The organism is Clostridium saccharoperbutylacetonicum N1-4(HMT), assembly GCF_000340885.1.
GTDB lineage: Bacteria > Bacillota > Clostridia > Clostridiales > Clostridiaceae > Clostridium > Clostridium saccharoperbutylacetonicum.
This window is the reverse complement of the sequence record NC_020291.1, coordinates 1,088,059-1,109,533: the sequence shown is the minus strand read 5'-3', so window position 1 is coordinate 1,109,533 and position 21,475 is coordinate 1,088,059. Positions and strand designations below refer to the sequence as shown.

At 30.3% G+C, this 21,475-nt stretch carries 12 protein-coding genes and 1 pseudogene; 1 reads left to right on the top strand and 12 read right to left on the bottom strand.

Going from position 1 to position 21,475, the window contains the following annotated elements; all coding sequences use genetic code 11:
* Window positions 1–5: 5 nt before the first annotated feature.
* Window positions 6–557 (bottom strand): annotated as a pseudogene (locus CSPA_RS04845) (ABC transporter substrate-binding protein); the annotation flags it as partial.
* A 206-nt stretch (window positions 558–763) separates the two neighbouring features.
* Between CSPA_RS04845 and putP the strand changes: the two are divergent.
* Entirely contained in the window at window positions 764–2,236 is a 1,473-nt protein-coding gene (gene putP / locus CSPA_RS04840; RefSeq protein WP_015391088.1) for a sodium/proline symporter PutP, read from the top strand.
* A 251-nt stretch (window positions 2,237–2,487) separates the two neighbouring features.
* Here the strand turns inward: putP and CSPA_RS04835 are convergent, their stop codons facing one another.
* The 11 genes from CSPA_RS04835 to CSPA_RS04785 form a co-directional block, all read right to left on the bottom strand.
* Window positions 2,488–3,720, bottom strand: a complete 1,233-nt coding sequence (locus tag CSPA_RS04835; RefSeq protein WP_015391087.1) for an ammonium transporter — start codon at window positions 3,718–3,720, stop codon at window positions 2,488–2,490.
* A 399-nt stretch (window positions 3,721–4,119) separates the two neighbouring features.
* Window positions 4,120–4,998, bottom strand: coding sequence for a DUF4261 domain-containing protein (locus tag CSPA_RS04830; protein WP_015391086.1), 879 nt, complete (start codon window positions 4,996–4,998; stop codon window positions 4,120–4,122).
* Between the two features lie 212 nt (window positions 4,999–5,210).
* Window positions 5,211–6,650 carry an FAD-dependent oxidoreductase gene (locus CSPA_RS04825; protein WP_015391085.1) on the bottom strand — a complete coding sequence of 480 codons (1,440 nt, stop codon included), beginning with the start codon at window positions 6,648–6,650 and terminating at the stop codon, window positions 5,211–5,213.
* A 568-nt stretch (window positions 6,651–7,218) separates the two neighbouring features.
* On the bottom strand, window positions 7,219–9,384 hold the full coding sequence (locus CSPA_RS04820) for a type IA DNA topoisomerase (protein ID WP_015391084.1): 2,166 nt from the start codon (window positions 9,382–9,384) through the stop codon (window positions 7,219–7,221).
* A gap of 373 nt (window positions 9,385–9,757) precedes the next feature.
* Window positions 9,758–10,711 carry a D-2-hydroxyacid dehydrogenase gene (locus CSPA_RS04815; protein ID WP_015391083.1) on the bottom strand — a complete coding sequence of 318 codons (954 nt, stop codon included), beginning with the start codon at window positions 10,709–10,711 and terminating at the stop codon, window positions 9,758–9,760.
* Window positions 10,712–11,208: 497 nt separating this feature from the next.
* Window positions 11,209–13,569 (bottom strand): glycogen/starch/alpha-glucan phosphorylase, encoded by a 2,361-nt coding sequence (locus CSPA_RS04810; RefSeq protein ID WP_015391082.1) that lies wholly within the window; start codon window positions 13,567–13,569, stop codon window positions 11,209–11,211.
* 2 nt (window positions 13,570–13,571) lie between these two features.
* Entirely contained in the window at window positions 13,572–15,059 is a 1,488-nt protein-coding gene (malQ, locus tag CSPA_RS04805; RefSeq protein WP_015391081.1) for a 4-alpha-glucanotransferase, read from the bottom strand.
* 384 nt (window positions 15,060–15,443) lie between these two features.
* Entirely contained in the window at window positions 15,444–16,388 is a 945-nt protein-coding gene (locus tag CSPA_RS04800) for a PucR family transcriptional regulator (protein WP_015391080.1), read from the bottom strand.
* Window positions 16,389–16,531: 143 nt separating this feature from the next.
* Window positions 16,532–17,641 carry an ABC transporter ATP-binding protein gene (locus CSPA_RS04795; protein ID WP_015391079.1) on the bottom strand — a complete coding sequence of 370 codons (1,110 nt, stop codon included), beginning with the start codon at window positions 17,639–17,641 and terminating at the stop codon, window positions 16,532–16,534.
* A 241-nt stretch (window positions 17,642–17,882) separates the two neighbouring features.
* Window positions 17,883–19,601 (bottom strand): S8 family peptidase, encoded by a 1,719-nt coding sequence (locus CSPA_RS04790; protein WP_015391078.1) that lies wholly within the window; start codon window positions 19,599–19,601, stop codon window positions 17,883–17,885.
* Window positions 19,602–21,449 carry a S8 family peptidase gene (locus tag CSPA_RS04785; RefSeq protein WP_015391077.1) on the bottom strand — a complete coding sequence of 616 codons (1,848 nt, stop codon included), beginning with the start codon at window positions 21,447–21,449 and terminating at the stop codon, window positions 19,602–19,604. It lies immediately after the preceding gene.
* Between the last annotated feature and the right edge of the window lie 26 nt (window positions 21,450–21,475).

Below are 21,475 nucleotides of genomic sequence, written 5' to 3'. Positions count from 1 at the left end.
CGCCCAAATGCTCCTGCAGTGGCAGCAAAATCAATGTTAGTAACCATATTTACATCTGTTTTTGGATTAATATTGTTTTTCTTCATAGCAGATTCTAACGCCATAGCTGGAACACCACCTGGTCTTCCTCCAATAACACTATGTTCTTTGATATTTGTCCATTTAAAATTATCTTCTTTAGTTCTTCCAACTAAAAATGATCCATCCTTTTGTGTAAGCTGTGCAAAAAGTATTGGATAATCTTCTCTTCCTTGATTATTTGTATAAATTGTTTGTTCTGGTCCACAGAAACCTATATCTGCCGATTTACTCAAAACTGCCTGCATAGTTTTATCAGCACCTTGACCTGTTTGTAAATCAATATTAATACCATTTTCTTCAAAAAAGCCTTGGCTCATTGCTACATACATTGGTGCATAAAAAACAGATCTTGTCACTTCATTTAACCTTACCGTTACAGTTCCATCATTATTCTTAGTATTGCTACAGCCAAACAATGAAATAACCATTATGCTTGAAATTAATATGGCCGCTGCCATTTTTAATTTCTTTATCATAAAAAGCATCTCCTACTAGTATTTATGTTGTATAATATGATTTTTAACAATAGATTGTTCTAGCCTTGATTTTTTTAATTTATTTGTCGTTTTTCAAGTAATATGTTAATATATTATTGTTATTTTTATAAATATAATATTTTTATTTGGTGATTATTATAAAAATGCTATAATAAGTGTCACATAATTTAAAGGGGGAATTTTATATGCAATTATGGTCCATTATTGCAATTGGAGTATATCTGCTCATTTTGCTTGGGATCGGTTATTATTCTTACAGAAAAACGACTAATCTTTCAGATTATATGATTGGTGACAGAGGGCTTGGTCCTTTGGTAACAGCACTTTCAGCTGGAGCAAGTGACATGAGTGGCTGGATGCTTATGGGGCTTCCTGGTGCAGTATATGCAACTGGAATTTGTAATCTTTGGACAGGAATAGGATTAACTGTTGGAGCCTATTTAAATTATCTTTTACTAGCTCCAAGGTTTAGAGTTTACACAGAAGTAGCAAACGACTCCTTAACTGTGCCAGATTATCTAGAAAATCGATTTAAAGATAAATCAAACATGCTTAGACTTGTATCCGGTATGGTAATACTAGTTTTCTTTGTTCTTTATGTTTCATCTGGTCTTGTGGCTGGTGGAAAACTATTTGTAGATACCTATAAATTAACTTATACCATGGGAATCATAGTAACTTTATCTGTTGTTGTGCTTTATACATACTTCGGTGGCTTTTTAGCTGTAAGTCTTACAGATTTTTTCCAAGGAACACTAATGTTTATTTGTTTAGTTACTGTTCCAGTTGTAGCTTATATGAATATAGGAGTAGATCCTGGTACCTTTGTTAATAAAGTAAAAAACATTGATCCTGCATTATTTGATATGTTCAGAGGAACCAGCATAGCCAGTATTATTAGTTTAATGGCATGGGGACTTGGATATTTTGGTCAACCTCATATTATAGTTCGTTTTATGGCAATAAAATCTGCAAAAGAATTAAAATCCGCAAGAAGAATTGGTATTGGTTGGATGGCTATCGGTCTTCTAGGCGCTGTTATAAGTGGTATTATTGGACTTGTATATTTCACTGATCATAATAGTCCTTTAAGTGATCCTGAGACTGTATTCCTTCGTCTTGGGGATATTTTATTTCATCCTTTTATTACAGGAATTATATTATCCGCTGTATTAGCAGCAATAATGAGTACTATTTCCTCACAGCTTTTAGTTTGTTCAAGTTCAATTACAAAAGACTTTTATCTTACTTTCTTAAATAAAGAAGCTTCTGAAAAGCAACAAATAGTAATAGGTAGATTAGCAGTATTAGTAGTTGCCGCTATAGCAACAATATTTGCATACTTACCAAACAAAACAATTCTTAATATAGTTGGTCAGGCATGGGCTGGCTTTGGTTCATCTTTTGGACCAGTACTTTTAGTAAGCCTTTATTGGAAGCGAATGAATAAATGGGGAGCACTTTCTGGTATGATTGTTGGTGGATTAACGGTTATTATATGGATATTATCTGGTCTATCAACTTATGTTTATGAAATGATTCCAGGCTTCACTCTATCACTTATTTCAGTTATAATTGTAAGTCTTTTAACTGAAAAACCTACTAAAGCTGTAAATGATGAATTTGAAAAAATGGAAAACATCTTAAGAGAGATGTAAGAAAATTTAAAAAGGGATATTTCAAAACTTTAAATTGAAATATCCCTTAATATATATATGTTCCAATTATCAATGTTCAACTATCAATTGTCATTATTCACGAAGCTCACATAGAAAGTCCGAATAGCGAAATGTACACCTATAAAAGAAGCAGCTATGCTGCAACCAAGAACTAATCTCTTTTTCGATTCTCACTTTTTCCTTCAGTATTTCTTGATATGAGCTGTAAAATCTTAATTATAACTTATTTATTATCTATTAAATCCTGAATAGGCTTCTTCTCCATGTAAATATACATCTAAACCTTCAGCTTCTTCATTTGAAGTTGCTCTTACCTTCATTACTGCCTTCATAATTTTAAGTATTACAAAAGTTATTACTGCCGCATATAATGCAGTTGCACAAGTTGATATTAAATGTGCTTTCAATAAAGCAAAATTTCCATATATTAATCCATCAGCTCCTGCTGGATTTATTGCTTTCGAAGCAAAGATTGCTGTAGCTATAGATCCCCAAATTCCGCCTACACCATGACATCCAAATGCATCTAAAGCATCATCATAGCCTAATTTTCTCTTTAATACCGCTATTGCAAAGAAACTTAAAGCCCCTCCAACTAGTCCAATTAATATAGCCGATGTAGGGCTTACAAAACCTGCCCCTTGGGTTATTGCAACTAATCCAGCTATAGCTCCACTGACTATTCCAAGTGCAGTAGGCTTCTTATATATTATCCATTCACAAGCTGCCCATCCAATTGCTCCTGCTGCTGCAGAAGTATTTGTGGTGAAGAAGGCATTTATTGCTACATAATTCATAGATAAAGCACTTCCTGCATTAAATCCGAACCATCCAAACCATAAAAGTCCTCCTCCCAATATTGCCATAGGTATATGGTGTGGCTCTGGACTTGGATGTCTTCTTTTCCCAATCACTATTGCTGCAACTAAACCAGAAATACCAGAATTAATTTCAACAGGATGTCCACCTGCAAAATCAAGAACTCCTAAATTCTTTAACCATCCGTTTGTTCCCCATACCCAGTGAGCGATAGGATCATAAACTAGGGTACTCCATAAAATTATTAATACCAAGAAAGCTGGAAAGGTCATACGCTCAGCAACAGAACCTGAAATAACTGCTGCAGTAATAGCTGAAAACATAAGTTGAAATATCACAAATTCTAAATGTGGTATTGTACCTGCATAATCTGCATTTGGTGTAATTCCTATATTACTTAAGAATCCCCAATCTAAACCTCCAATTACACCTTTAATATCTGGTCCAAATGCTAATGTATACCCAACAAAAATCCATTGTAGTGATATAATAACAAGGGCTGCGTAATTCTGTATTGTTATACTCAATACATTTTTGCTTCTTACCATTCCACCATAAAATAAAGCTAAGCCAGGTACCATTAACATTACTAATGCAGCACAAATAAATACAAATCCCATGTCTGCGCCATTTAACAATTCCATCTTTCTTATTCCCCCTTGAATAATTTAAGTTAAATTATAATTTCACTTAACATTTGATGACAAATAAAAAAGCGCATTCACTTCAAAGGTACACCTCTTACAAGATATATCTTTCTTTGAAATGAAAACGCCATTGTTTTCTACAAAATTATATATTTTTCTTATTAATGTTATTAGTTTACTATCATCGATTTTCTATGTCAATATAAAATGTAAAAATTTTTTCATATTGTATTGATATTTGTATTTTTATATTTCAATTCACAAGTACTATATATATTATCATGAAATTTCATTATAATTTCTTCAAGGAATAAAAAAGATACTTATAATGACTTTTCAATTATTATAAATATCTTCGTTTTCTATAATTTTCACTTACCATAGTTTTCTTTTCAATTAGATTATTTGCTCTCTATTTTCAGTTGAAAATTCTTCTCCTGGATTAATATCTAAAACAACACGTCTAGGCTCTGCAATTGATATTTCATGCTGGCATTCCCATTCATCATTTTCTGAAATTCCTTGTATTATTTTTATATCTGCAACAGCATCTCCCTTATCAAAAATATAGTATCCATAAGAATATAAAATGTTTGCTATTTCATTTGGATCTAAATTTTTAAAATGACATTGTAAATCATATAATCCTATTGCTGAAAGACCTAGTGTATCCATCAAATATTCTTTTTCATTTCCTTCAATATTAAAAAGTCTCACATTTAATATGCCAAATAAAGGGTCATAATCATCATCTAATGGATTATTTTTTAAATAATCCTCTCTGCTTATTACTTGTTCTGAAATGTAATAATTTATTCCTTCACATTGTATTAATTCTACTATAGAATAAAGTGCTTTTTGAAAAAGTTCTATTCTTTTAGCATAATCTAGCCCAACAGCCATTGTATCTGTTACTAAAACATTATATTTACACTTTGCAATTAATTCTTTCTTATTATCATAATTCCATGATTGTTCTAAGGATCTTTTCAATTTCTCATTTTGTAAATCTTCATCACATAAGCTAATTGTTATAGCAACAGGAAGACTTGCATTTTTATATTCCATAATGTACTCTAAAAACCCAAATGTAATTGATGTCTCTTGTTTAGATATAATTTCAATTTTTCCACAATACTTTTTTAAATTTTTTAATAAATTATCTTCTAAAATAATTGGTTGTTCTTCCATCCAAAGTTCAACGCCATACATTGCTACAAAAGTATCTGGTTCATCTTCTAATTTTCCTTCATCATTTACTTCAAATTTATTCATTACACAAACCTTCTTTCTTATTTGAATATATACTTTCATCTATTTGCATATAACCATGCTTGGCACACATAAAAAAGTTGTCTCAAAATATAATTACTTTGAGACAACTCTGCCTATTAAATATTAAATTAACAGTATTATACCATTATCTATATAAATTTAATACAAAAATAATCCTCTATATTTGATTTTTCTTCTGAAATATTACACACTTATATATTATTATCCCCTTTAGTTGCAGGACCTTCCACCCAGTTTCCTTCATAATCAAACCTTGAGCCATGACAAGGACAATCCCAGGTTAATTCATCTGCATTCCAATGAAGTTCACAGCCTAAATGCGGACACTTTGTTGATATAGCAAATATCCTTCCATCATTATTCTTATATACTCCTGCCTTTTGACCTTTATATTCTATTATTCCCCCATGACCCTTTTCAATATTCCCCGTATGTTCTTCTGGAATATCAATTCTTTGAGCTATAAAATTCTTTGCTGTTATTACTAAATCCTTAGCTGCAGTTTTCATAGATGCAGACATATCAAAACGTCTTGGAGAAAATATTTCTGAAAAATCATTTTCCTTTTCAAGAATAATATCACTTATAATCATTGCAGATACCATCGAACTTGTCATTCCCCATTTCTTAAATCCAGTTGCAACATAAACATTTGGAAGACTTGATGAGTAACGTCCTATATATGGTATATCATCTAATGTCATACAATCTTGTGCTGACCAATGATATTTTTCTATAGAATTAGGATATAGTTCTTTGGCCGCTTTTCTTAATTCCTCATAAGCTCCGCCCGACTCATTCTCCCCTGTTCGTTGAGCTGATCCTCCAAATAGCAACAAGTTTTTATAATTTCTAAAAGAATATCCTTTTTTATCACCAGATTTATACATGCCATCTACTTCTTGCGCATTTTCCAATGCAATAACATATGACCTTTCTTGATGCATTCTCATGAAATAATACCCTGGAACATTTAAAAATGGATAATGTGTTGCAACTATAATATGACTTGCTTTAATTTCTCCACCTTCTACAATTACTTTATTTTCTTTAATATCTATAGCTCTAGTATTTTCATATATAGTTAACTTTTCAGAAATTGGCTTTAGAAATTTTAATGGATTAAATTGAGCTTGATTTTTAAATTTTAATGCACTTTTAATCTCAAAAGGAAGGTTTACTGACTCTGCTAATTCTGCATCAATCCCTAACTTTTTAGCTGCATTATATTCTTTTTCAATATTTTCAGCACTTTCTAGAGAATATACATATGAATCTTTATATTCAAAATCACATTCTATTTTTTCTTCATCTATTATTTCCTTATACCTCTTTATAGCAAGTTCATTTGCCTTAGCATATTGCCTAGCTCCTTCTTCTCCAAATTCCTTAAATAAAGTATCATAAATTAATTTATGCTGACTTGTTATTTTGGCTGTAGTATTCTTTGTATTTCCACTTGCAATGCTTTTTGCATCAATAACTACTACATTTCTTCCACTTTTGTTAAGCATATATGCTGTTAACAATCCAGTAATGCCTGCACCTATAATAACAATATCACATTCTAAATTTTGATCTAATTTTTCTCTTTCTTTAAACTTTACTTCTGAACTCCATATACTTTCCACAATATTCACCTCGTCATTAGTGTCCCTTACTTCTCTAATAATATACAATTAATTAATAGTGAATAATTTATGCTGAATGATTTGTGTTAAAATTCTATACATTCCTTGTATAGATATACAGTTTAAGAATCAATCTTATAAATGGAATATGCATGCATCATTGAGAAATTATAGCCGTAACACTAGAAATTAGATACATTTTCTGGAAGCAGGCATGTGAAATTAAGCTGATGATGGTTCTTAAGCAGAGAACCCAAATCTGTGATTTGGTGTGAATCGCTTACTCAGCGAACGAACGTGAGTCGAGTTTCCTCTATGGCCTGTTTCATTTACAGCTTGTCTAAAAGTGAATGTCCAAATTTTATATTTGGAAACATGAACTTTCTCCTTGGGGATTTCACATCTGGAACACGCTGTAATGACGACAAGACGCCATTTAGAACCTTCCAGCGAAAATTTCACTAGTCCTGTGGAAGATAAATGTATCGGATTTTGGTAATTGTTGCATAAGTCTAATTCTCGCTTTGGATATCTATACATCAAAAAATTAGGGTTTGCTTTGCAAATCCTAATTATCTATAAATTCCATATTCCAATTGAAATATCCTGTTTCCTCATTCTTTTCGTATTTAAAATATGCTGAAAAAGTATTTCCCTTTTTACTTTTCAAATTTCTAAAGCCTACTTTGCCGTTTTTAAGTAAAAGTTCTACCATTTCTTTTGATACGTTTTTTCCAAAGGATCTAATATATTTATCATCCTTCCAAATAGTGAACTTACAACCATTTTTCCAATTGCTGCAGCCAAAACTTTTTTCACCTTCAACTACTGGATTTCCACATACAGGACAAGCTCCAACGCTTTCAGTTCCATTTGGTATTTCTACTTTAAATCTCGATAGAGCACCAGTATCATTTTTTATTAACTCTACAGATTTTACAGTAAAGTCAATTATCAACTTCATAAAATCGCTTTTAGCAAATTTACCTTTTTCAATATCTGATAGAGTTTTTTCTAATCTTCCTGTATATTCTAAATCAAGTAAATCCCTTACTGGAAATATTTCAACAATATTTCTACCAAGTTCTGTACACATAAGGCTTTTTCCTTTTGTTTTTAAGTACCCTATATCTTTTAGTTTTTTTATAGTTTCAGCTCTAGTTGCAGGCGTTCCTATACTAAAACCACTTAAAATAGCCTGCATCATTTCATCTGAATCTTCATCTTTATCTTCAAGGCCCTTTCCGCAGGTTTCCATAACTCTTAGTAAAGTCTTTTCAGTATGATATTTAGGCGGTTTCTTAGTAACCGCATTTACCTTAGCTTCTATAATATCAACATTTTCATTTATTTCAACTTTTGGGAGGATTACATCTTTACTTTCTATTTTTTCTACTACCTTCCAGCCTTCAACCAGCTTTACTTTTCCTTTTGAAATAAATTCACCATTAACCTCTGGATTATTAACCTTTAAGGTTACTTTTGTTTCTTCAAACTCAGCTATAGGCATAAACTGCATTATGAATCTGTTCTTTATAGCTTCATATACTATATTTTCATCTGCTGACAAACCTGTTGGCTTAATATATGTTGGTGTTATAGCACTATGGCTTTCAACCTTTGAGCTATCAAAAATTCTTTTAGAGGTGGTAAATTTAATATCCTTCTCATAAGGTAATCCTGACTTTAAGGTATCTAAAACTTTTTTAGCTCTGTCTTTTAAACTTTCTTCTAACACTACACTTGCTGTTCTTGGATAAGTTGTAAATTTCTTTTCATAAAGAGATTGCGCAACCTTAAGAACTTTATCAGAGGTCCACCCCTTGTATTTACTAGTAATATATCCTTGTAAATTAGATAAATTAAATAAATATGGAGGATATTCTTTTTTTAACTCTGTCTGCTTGTCAACAATCCTAGCCGTTGCCCCTTTGAGTAAAGGTAGAAGTTTATCAAGATCTTCTTTTTGCTCAAATTTCTCAGATTCATTTTCATAATATAATCCCTCAAATTCTTCATTTCCTGAATTCTTGAAATTTGATACCAATTTATAATAAGTAGTTGCTGTAAAATTTTCTATCTCTTTGTCTCTATCATAAATGATCTTTAATGTAGGAAGAAGAACCCTTCCTATATTAATAGTCTTATTTTCTTCAAACTTATATTTTAAAGTACTTACTGAAGTTAGATTTATTCCAATAATCCAATCACTCCATTGCCTTCCTATCCCTGCATCTTGAAGTGGCTGCATTTCTTTATTATCTTTTAATGCTTCCATCCCATTTTTAACTTCATCAGGTGTCCATTCATTTAAAAGTAATCTATATATTGGTTTTTTCACATCAAAATAACCAAATAATTCATCAGCTATAACTTGACCTTCCCTATCAAAGTCAGTAGCTGAAATTATTCCATCAACCTCTTCTTTATCAATTAGAGCTTTAATTATTCCAAGCTGCTTTTTAGCACCCTTATCTTCTGCTGTTCTATCTATACTATCACATTTTACTTTATATAAAAAATTTTCAGGAATAAATGGAAATTTTTCAAATCTCCATCCCTTCATGCTTTCATCATAATCTTTTGCATCATAAAGCTGTATGAGATGTCCAAATGCCCATGTTATATAATAACCATTACCTTCAAAATATCCATCTTTTCTAGTTTTTATTTTAAATGCATCAGCAATATTTTTAGCAACAGATGGCTTTTCTGCAATTATAACCTTCGCCATAATATCTTTTCCTCCTTATTACTTTCAGCATTATCTATCTTATCATTAAATCAAATTTTAAACCAGCATAAATCTATTTACAATTGTCAATTATAAATTAATGTTAATATCTTCAAGTTTTCGATATATATAATTAATATTTTACATATCAATTCAAGAAATTCAGAAAGACAAGTGTATATAAAATAAGTGAAAATGCAACATTCTCCTTAAAGCTTTCATAGTTAACTGACATGACAATTAAACATTGATAATTATAGCATATATGCGCGCAATGAAAAAAATAATAGGCCAACACTACACTGGTCTACTACTTTTTCACTATACTCACTCTCAACAACTGTAAATTGTACACTGTGAACTGTAAATTGCCCTAAACTCTGTTTCTCTTTTCACCTCTATTAAATGCACTTATATTTTCAAGCAAGTCAGCAAATAATCTATTTCTAGCTTCCTCACTTGCCCAAGCTATGTGAGGTGTCAAAACTAATCTTTCTTTATTTTTAATTTTCAAAAGTGGATTATCTCCTGGAATTGGCTCAACTTTAAAAACATCTAGAGCCGCTCCCCCTATTATTTCTTCATCTAAAGCTCTAGACAAATCTTCATCGACTACTATAGGCCCTCTTCCAACATTAATTAATACTGCATCTTTTCTCATTTTAGTAAAGGCTTCGTAATTAAATAATCCTTCTGTTTTCTCATTTAGAGGAGCATGGATAGAAATTATATCACATTGCTTTAACAATGATTCAAATTCCACTCTAGCATAATCAGAATCTGCATTTTTGCCTGAAGTTGAGTAATACACTACCCTTGCGCCAAAGGCCTGAGCAATTCTTGCAACTCTCTTTCCAATGTTTCCAAGGCCTACTATTCCCCATACTTTTCCACATAAGTCTCTATATGGTACTTCTATATTAGTAAACATGTTATGTTTAGAATATTCTCCTGATTTAACAAAGTGATCGAAATAACTAATATTATCATATAAGTGTAATAACATTGCAAAAGTATGTTGTGCCACTGTAGTCGTCGAATACCCACTAACATTAGTTACTGTAATATTTTTTTCTTTGCAATATTTTATATCTATATTATTAAAACCCGTTGCCATTTCGCATATTAATTCTAATTCAGAAGCCTCTTTTAAGTTGTCTTCATTTAAAGCTACTTTATTAGTTAATACTATATTTGCATCTTTAATTCTTTCTGCAACCTCTTCTTTTAAAGTTAAATCATAATAAACTACTTGGCCAAATTCGTTCAATTTAATATAGTCTACATTACCTAATGTTTTACCATCTAATACTACTATTTTTTTCATATTCAATCCCCTTTCTAACTTTAAAATACTCAAATTATTATACAAATAAATCCCTAAATCTTAACTTAACTATATTAATAATACAAGAATTTAAGGCAAATGTAAACTTTAACTTCCTTATTTTTACATATCAAAAAATAAGACTTATAAATACAAAACAAAGTTTTATATTTGTAAGTCCTAAGTAAAATTTATTATAGATATCCAACTTATAAATGGAATGTACATGCATCATTGAGAAATTATAATCGTAACACTACACTAGAAATTAGATACCTATTTGTGCAAGCGGCATATGAAATTAAGCTGTGATGGTTGTTAGTGGAAGGTTGTTCCATTTTCTGCTTGTCATAAATTTATTTTAGGAACATGCAGAAATGGGTGCAACCTTCCACTTAGAACCTATCCAGCGAAAATTTCACTAGTCCGCTGTAATAAATATGTGTTTAATTTCGGTAAGTTCCGCATATGTCTGATTCTCGCTTTTGGTATCTTTATTATTCTACTGATGCTGGTTTTATATTCCAAATTTCATCTGAATATTGTTTTATAGTCCTATCACTTGAGAATACTCCAGAACTATAAAGATTTGCAAAACATTTCTTCGCCCATTTCTTTTTATCCTTATAATCTTCAAATACCTTTCCCTGTGCTTCCTTAAATAGTTCAAAATCAGCAAGTAAATAGTATTGGTCTCTTTCCTCTATTAATGCATTGTATAAATCTTCAAAATATCCAGTTCCGCCATCATCTAAGGTACCATTAATTAATGTATCCACAACTCTCTTTATGCTTTCATTCTGGTGATAATATTCTTTAGGATCATAGTCATGCTTAATCTTTTCAATATCCTCAACTTTAAGACCAAAAATATAATTATTTTCTTCTCCACTAGCCTCAACAATTTCTATATTGGCTCCATCATAAGTTCCAAATGTAGGTGTTGCATTTAACATAAACTTCATATTTCCAGTTCCAGAAGCCTCTTTCCCTGCAGTAGAAATTTGTTTAGATAAATCAGAACCTGGGAAAAGTTTTTGCGCATAGGAAACTCTATAATTATGTACAAATACAACTTTAATTTTCTTAGATGCTTGTTCATCTCTATCAATTAGTCTTGCTATTTCATTGATAAATTTAACAATTCCTTTAGCTCGTCTATACCCTGGAAATGCCTTAGCACCAAATATGAATGTAGTTTTAGGAATATCTAAATCTGGATTTTCCTTAATTCTGTAATATAAATCTAAAATGTATAAAGCATTTAATAATTGTCTCTTATATTCATGCAATCTCTTAATTTGAATATCAAAGAATGAATCAGGATCAATAATAATTCCCTCTTCCTGCTTAATGAATTCAGCTAACTGAACTTTCTTTTCACGTTTTATTTCCATTAATGTTTTCAATACTTGATCATCGTCACTATATTCTTCTAGATTCTTAAGTAAAGATAAATCTTTAACCCAATCCTCATTGCCTAATAAATCAGTGATAAATTCTGATAACTCTGAATTACAAAGTCTAAGCCATCTTCTTGGTGTGATACCATTTGTTTTATTTTGAAATTTGTTTGGATATAAATTATACCAGTTGTTTAATTCTACCTTCTTCAATATTTCAGTATGAAGAGCAGCAACACCATTTACAGCTCTACTCACATAAATAGCTAAATTAGCCATTCTAATTTGATTATTAGCAACAATTCTAAAGTTCCAAATTTCTCCTTCATCATAGCCCTTTTGTCTTAATTCATTCATTAATGCATCGTCAATTTCATATGCAATTTGTAGAAGCCTTGGGAATAATCTTTCTATTAATCTAATGTCCCATTTTTCTAAAGCCTCTGCAAGTATAGTATGATTTGTGTACCCAAAAAATTCTTTTGCTATTGCTAAAGCGCTTACGAATTCAACATTTTCTTCATCTACCAATATTCTCATAAATTCAAGAATAGATATTGTTGGATGTGTATCATTTAATTGTGCAACATTATTTTTTGCAAATTCTGAGAAATCACTTCCAAATTTTGTTTTATGCTTTTTAATTATATCTTTCATTGATGCACTTGAGAAAAAGTATTGTTGTCTAAGCCTTAATATTTTTCCTGCTTCTGCTGTATCATTAGGATATAACACTCTTGAAATATCTTCTGCTTTATTTCTAGCTGATACTGCCTCAATATATTGTTGATTATTAAATAAATTAAAATCAAACTCCCTTAATGCTTCACATTGCCATAATCTCAATGTATTAATATTTTTAGTCTTATACCCAATTATAGGTACATCATAAGGAACAGCCTTTACTGTCATATCAGAAAATTTAATTATTTGAATTTCATCGTCTTTTCTGATACTCCAGGCTTCTCCAAATTTTAACCAAGTATCTTCACATTCAGTTTGAAATCCATTTTCTATATTTTGCTTAAATAATCCATTGCTATATCTTATACCATAACCAACTAAAGGCATATTTAATGTTGCTGCTGACTCTACAAAACATGCAGCAAGTCTACCAAGACCACCATTTCCAAGTCCAGCATCTTCTTCAATTTCTTCTATTCTATTTAAATCTATTTTTAACTCTGCTAATACTTCCTTAACTTCATCATATAAACCTAAATTAATCAAATTGTTTCCTAGTGCTCTTCCCATTAGATATTCTGCTGATAAATAATAAGCCATCCTACCTCTATTATAAGTATCACTAGTTTCATTCCAATCATCAACAATCTCTTCTAATATCGTTAATGACAATGCATTAAAAATCTCATAATCTTTTGCATCTTTAAGTTTTACTCCATGTTTTACTTTTAAATATCTTTCTATACCTTCTACAATTCTTTTCTTCTCCAATACTATTCACACCTTCCATAAAGTTTAGTCATTCTACGTATTTTTTTTGCTAATTCATCACTAAGTGTGCCTTCTTCCATTCTCCACACCCAATTATTTCCTATAGTAGAAGGCAAATTAATCCTCGTTTCATTACCAAGATTTAAAAAATCCTGCATAAGTGCAATCGAAGTATCTGCAACACTGCTCCATACACCTCTAATAAATCCCCAGTTGTCCCCCTCCTCTTCAGTTAATTTTAAATATTTAATTGCATTTTGCACTTCTTTCTTACTTCCTGTTGTTTCAACCCATCCTCGTACAGTATCATTATCGTGAGTTCCTGTATAGGCTACACAATTTTTCTCATAGTTATGTGGTAAATATAAATTCTTGCTACCACCAGAAAAAGCAAAAGCTAAAACTTTCATTCCTGGAAAGCCAGTCTTATCTTTAAATTTTCTAGTTGCTTTTGTTAATATTCCTAAATCTTCTGCTATTATATTCACATCTCCAAGTTCACTTTTTATTGCATCAAACAACTTCATCTCAGGTCCCTTTACCCATTCTCCATTTTGAGCTGTTTCTGAACCATAAGGTATAGACCAATAAGCCTCAAAACCTCTAAAATGATCTATTCTAATTACATCATATAGCTTTAGGCTATGTTTAATCCTGCTTATCCACCACCTATACTCAGTCTCTTCGAGATAATCCCAATTATAAATGGGATTCCCCCAAAGCTGCCCTGTTTCTGAAAATGCATCAGGAGGACATCCCGCAACCTTCTTTGGAATCAAGGTCTCTTCTTCCAATTGAAATAACTTAGGATTACTCCATAAATCAGCACTATCTTCTGCTACATATATTGGTATATCACCTATAATTTTAATTCCCAATTTATTAACATATTTTTTCAATTCATCCCATTGATTAAAAAATTCATACTGTATAAATTTCCAAAAAGCAATTTCATCTGCAAGCAACTGTTTATAATTTTCCAAAGTCTTATCAACTCTTAACCTAATATCATTCTCCCAAGTTTGAAAACTCTTCAACTCAAATTCAGTTTTCAAAGCCATAAAAAAAGAATAATCCTCTAACCAAAAAGCTTCTGCTTCTTGAAAATGATTAAAATTCTGATCATCATACTTTTTAAAATTTTTATATGCTAATCTTAATACTTTCATTTTTTCTATAAATATTGTTTCATAAGAAATATTATTTTGATTATTTCCAAATTTCCGCTTATTATAGTCACTTTTCCTTAACAACTTTTTACTAGCTAATACATCAAAATCAATAAAATATGGATTTCCAGCAAATGCTGAAAATGATTGATACGGTGAATCACCATAACTTGTTTGACCAATCGGAAGTATCTGCCAATAACTTTGTCCTGCTTTCTTTAAAAAATCTGCAAACTCATAAGCTTCCTTTCCAAATGTCCCAATCCCGTATTTTCCTGGTAATGATGCAATATGCATTATTATTCCACTACCTCTTTTCATTTTCATTCCTCCCACCCTTAATACCCAATAATAAAATTTCTAGTAAATCTGTATTACTTATTTATTGAATCAATGCAAAAAAGAAAAGCCCAAATACTATAACTATATTTTCAAAGTATCTGGATATATTTTTCATACTTATGGTAATATTTTACTATTATTATTTAAACTTATAATATTATATTCGTATCATGTTTAAATAAACTAATTTATTTTGTCTGAATTTAATAATATTTTAACAAATTCAGAATATTTATACAATATTTTTTCCATATTTTATTATTTTCGTGTTTTAATCACTTACCTATTCTTAATTTCTCATACGACAAAAAAAACCTTTTCAATAAAATTTTTAATATTTTATTGAAAAGGACTTATTCTAACTTATATTTTATTTCTTTGTTTCCAAATAAAAAATGCCATTTTAAATAAAACTGCATCATTAAATTTTCTTATGTCATAACCAGTATACTTTTCTATTTTGTCCAATCTGTAAATTAAAGTATTTCTGTGAACATATAAACCTTTTGATGCTTCACTCAAGTTCAAATCTAGTTTTAAGAAAACTTCTATAGTCTTAATCATATCGTCGTCTAATTTAGAAAAGCTTTTGTCAAAGTCACTTAATATCTTTTCTTTTGTTTCTTGATTTAACTTATCCATAATTTCTTCAAACAAAAGGCTATTAGGACTAAATACCATTGTTGTTAAATTATATTTTCTCGCTAAATTAATTTTATTAACATTTTCATTATATAAATTAAGTATAGTTTCATATTCTTCAATAGGGGAATAACTTAGATAACATTTTTCATAAAGGGAAACGTATATTGTTTCACTTATACTAGAAATATGTTCATTTATATCCTCAAAAGCTCCTATTAAAACTATAGTATCTTCATAATTTAAAATAATAACATCTATGTCATTATATATATTTTTTAGCACATCCAAAGCTTCGATTAGTTTATCCTGTAAATTAATCGTAATTAAATATGTATCATCTTTTATTTCAGGCATAATTTCTTTTATCTTATCTCTAGATACGCTTAATTTTTGCAACAATTGATTAAGAATTTTTTCTCTCTTATTTGTATCCTCTTTATATTTATCTCTAACACAAAACTCTAATAACTTTATAGAATTTTTATAACTTTGTTCTACTACTATTACAAAATTCTTTAATCCTATTGAAAATCTGTTTTCCAGTAATTCTCCTTTAAGATTATTGGGATGAGATTTAAATACAATTTCATCATCTGCATAAACTTCAAAAGGTATTTCACAGTTTTCATATATTTCTTGTAGATATTTTTCTAATCCCTTCACACATTTTCACCTCTATTTTTAATTATTAATGCATAATGCACAATTCACATATTTCAATTATCCATTGTGAATTGTGCATTTTTAATTAATTTAGCTAGACTATAAAAATCGAACTAAAAAATTATTTTTAATTACACTTTATATTAACATATTCTCAATTCTGTTTCTTTGTCAAATACATGAATATTTTCATGTTCTACAAATAATTTAATTTTGTCTTTAGGTTCACATTCAGTACTTCCATCAACTCTTGCTGTCATATTATTATTTCCTGATTTAAAGTAAATATAACTTTCAGCTCCCATACGTTCAACAACTTCTACATCTCCAGTCAATGTTGCTGCAGGATTGCTTTCAATTAACTCTTTACTATCATCTAAATGTTCTGGTCTAATACCAAATACTACTTCCTTATTAGCATAACCTTTTTCTTTTAATATTGCTGCCTTTTCTTGAGGTAATAATATATTATTTTCTTCAAATTTGCAATATAATTTTCCGTCATTCTCTGCAACTGTACCAGTAACTAAATTCATTTGAGGGCTTCCAATAAATCCTGCAACAAATAAATTAGTTGGTGTATTGTAGATGTTAAGTGGTGTATCCACTTGTTGAATTATACCATCTTTCATTACTACAATTCTAGTACCCATTGTTAATGCTTCAACTTGGTCATGAGTTACGTAAATAAATGTTGTTCCTAAACTTTGGTAAAGTTTTGAAATTTCTGTTCTCATTTGAACTCTTAATTTTGCATCAAGATTTGATAAAGGCTCGTCCATTAAGAATACCTTTGGTTCTCTGACAATAGCACGTCCTAATGCAACTCTTTGTCTTTGACCTCCTGATAAAGCCTTTGGTTTTCTTTCTAATAAATGTTCAATATCTAATCTCTTTGCTGCTTCTCTAACTTTTTTATCTATTTCATCTTTTGGAGCTTTTCTTAATTTTAAAGCAAAAGCCATGTTATCATAAACTGTCATATGTGGATATAACGCATAGTTTTGGAATACCATCGCTATATCTCTTTCTTTAGGTTCTACATCATTAACAAGTTTTCCGCCAATATATAATTCACCTTTTGATATTTCTTCAAGTCCTGCAATCATTCTTAAAGTTGTTGACTTACCACAACCTGATGGTCCAACAAAAACTATAAATTCTTTATCTGCAATTTCTAGGTTAAAATCTTTTACTGCAGTTACATCTCCTTCATAAATTTTATAAATATGTCTTAATGATAAATCTGCCATACTTACTTCCTCCCTTTATATATATAACTTTAATTTATATTTCATTAATCTTTGCTACAAAATTATTTTACTACATGCAATCATTTATATACTATACTGAGAATTTACAAAACTCTATTATCTTTTTTGTGAAATAATATAAAAAGCAGTATATCTAAGACATCTAGATATATCATCGAATTAAATATAGCTTGTATTAGGTTAAAATGAAGTTCAAAACTACGTCTTAACCTCACTTATCCTAAAGCATACTTTCAAACATTTTTACTACATCTAATAGTCCATATCCCCACTGTGGATTTGGATAAACCTCCCCACCTCTCTCATCAACCCCTCTCTGAATGTATGTCTTTATAGTTTGAGAGTATATATTAGGATCATTCCCCTCAACAATCCCCCATTGAAACAGCATAGCACATGCTCCAGCAAGCACCGCAGCAGATACACTTGTACCATTAACAACGGCAGTAGTATTATTTGGTGCTACTGTAAGTGCATTAACTCCACCAGCTGCAACATCTATTCTATCAACATAATCTTCTAAAAATGCCATTCCAGAATATTCTACAACCGTGTTATTATTCTGGTTATATGCTGCTGCAGTAAGTATGTAGGTTGATGTTGCTGGATTCATAATTGTTCCATAAGGATCAGAAGGAATAAATGCAGTTCCTCCAATACTTAAACCTGTTGGAGGCATCCATAAATTAAATTTTCCATCTAAAATTGATTCCCCCGTTAATCTAAATTTCCAAATCCCTTCTTTTATATTTCGAAATCTAATAGTAAAAGATTGATCTCCTGTCATTTCTTCTGGAAAATATGAGTTTATTAGTATAGTTGTATTTTCAAACAAAAAGGAATAGGTATTTACACCATTAATCAAAACTCTAATTTTCCCAGTATTTTCTCCAGAGGGTGATACTAGTTCCAAAGACATTATATTAGGCGAATCAACCCAAATTTGAATCAAACTATTTTTTTGCTCTGGTGATATATACATTTGTATTATTCTAGAATCATTCACTTGTGGTATTACTCCAGAAGCATGACAAGCACTTGCTCCTTGATTTCCCGAGCCTGTAACAAAAGCAACTCCACTCTTTGATGATACAGAATCTATATACTGCTCTAAAATTCCATTTCCCTTATGACTTCCTAAGTTACTTCCAAGAGGAAAATATATCACAATTGGTTTATTGGTAGTTAATGAATATCTATATAAAAATTCTATTGCTGGAAAAATAGAAAACAAATCATATGTAGGAACCATTAAATTAAATCGTTTCATTATTGTTATATATTCTATTAATTTTATGACTACAAAATCACAATCTGGAACCATGCCTTTTAAATTTGGATTTTTTCCTCGTGCCCCAATTATCCCAGCCATGTTTGTCCCGTGACCAACTTCATCTTTACTAGGGACAATTTCATAAGGAGATTGTCCATTTCTAGATGCAGCTATTGCTTGTTGTATTTGATCTTTATTATAAACTGTTCCAAATGGGACAATGCTCTGTTCATTTTTTTGAATTGGTTCTATTGTTTGATCCCAAATATATTCAATTTTTGTTTCTCCATTTTCTTTTATAAATTCTTCTTCTAAATAATCAATACCTGTATCTATTATTGCTACAGTTACTCCTCTTCCTGTCAATCTTAAAGGCAATTCTAATTGCAAAAATTCTGCTTGTGATGCTTGAACTGGTGAACTTTCTTGGAGTGTAAATAAATCGATAGGCGCAACATATACTATTGTTGTAAATATCTGACCTTCAATGTTTAATTGAACTTCCTTGTTTGTCGATACTATAGCATATTTTCCATTAATTATTGTTACATAATATCCTGGCACTTTAGTAACTTCTTCAATTATATTTCCTTCATATTCAACAACATAATGATAATAATTTGGATCAGAAAATAAATTTTGTGGTGCTCTAAAATTATTCTTCACTTAACTTCCCCCATATCTTTCCTTAGGAATCCTTATAAATAGATCATTGATATAATATTCTTTAAATTGATAATCTTTACTTACCTCATTGTTTAAATAATCACAATTCTCTGTATTGCCTCTACTTCTCCTATAGGTTCCAGCAATAGTATTAAAAGTTCCTAACAAATCAAAATCTCCATAACCAATTTCTCTGCTTGGATATTTTATAGATATATTTCTGTTGGCACCATACATTAAATAACTTCTCACTTTTTTTGTATATATAGTTCTATCATTTCCATCAATAATGCCCCATTGCAATAAAAGTGCACAGGCTCCAGTAACTACTGCTGAGGCTGCCGAGCTTCCTGAAAATGTAGTTGTCCCGCCTAAAACTTTTGTTGTTATTATATTTACCCCTATTGTTGCAATATCTGGATTAATTAAATTATTCGTATTAAAACCTTTCCCTGAAGCTGCAATTAAAGCATTGTTATTTCCATAATAAGCTACCGTAATTACATTAACTGCTTCCGATGGCATTGTTAATGTAGTATATGGATCAGATTCTAAAAATATTGTATTTTCGGGTAATGTACCTTTAGGAGAAAGCCATATATCATATCTTCCATTAGTTATATAGTTTCCTATTAAACTAAATCTCCATATTCCTGGTTTTATATTAGAAAATTCAATAAAAATCACTTCATGTCCAGTGAAATGTTCAGGATTATAATATCTGACTATCATATCTGTATCTAGAAATACAAATTTTACTGGTGCTATTTTATTAACTTTTGCTTGAATTATTGCTGAAGCTTCTCCAGTTGGTGATATTACATTTATTGATGCAATATTAGGCCTTCTTACCCATATATACATAGAAAAATATTTCATTTCCTTTGATACTCTTAAATCTACTACTTTGGTATCTCCAACATTTTTAATATAGCCAGATGCATGTCCTTGGGAATCACCTTCATTTCCAACTCCAGCCACAAAACATAATCCTCTACTGCTACCTATAGATGTAACGTATCTAGAAATTAAATTAGTACCATCATGACTTCCTTCTGAACTTCCGACGCCAAGATAAATTACCATAGGTTGTTTACGTTCCATTGCAAATCTTCTTAAATACTCTATTCCACCTACAATTTCAGAAGCATTGTATACGGGAATACTTTGCAGTCCATTCTCTGTCAACTGTCTTTTAAAATTGGCAGATTCAACAAGTTTCACTATTACAAAATCACAGTCTTGTGCTATTCCTTGGAAGCCTTTATTATATCCTCTTGCTCCTATAATTCCAGCTGCTTTAGTCCCATGACCAACTTCATCTCTAGAAGGTACAATTGCATATGGATCATTATTATTTCTGCGTGCAATAATCGCATTATTTATTTGTTCATTTGAATATGTCTGTCCAATATATACTGTCTTATCAGAGCTATTTGAAATGCTTTGATCCCATATGCTTATTACCCTTGATGTATCATCTTCTCTTATAAACTCCTCATTTAAATAGTCTATACCAGTATCCACTATTCCAACCAATACACCTCTTCCGGTTAAATTTAAATATGGATTAATTTTAATATTATTTATGTTATCTACAGATATTGGCGAAATATCTTGTAATACATACATAATTCTAAAATCAAAAAAAACAATTTCTGGCACTTCCTTTAAGAGTCTATCAAAATCTTTAGCTTTTACTGATACTACTCCTATTGTGTCTGTAATTGTATCCCCACAAGCATAAGTTATTTTATCTATTCTTTCTTTAAAATTCCCTTTATATTCTATTAAGTAATTTGCTGTATTGGGATCGTAATAAAACTTACATTCACGTGAAGTAGACATATTTATCTCCTAATATTAATTAGCTT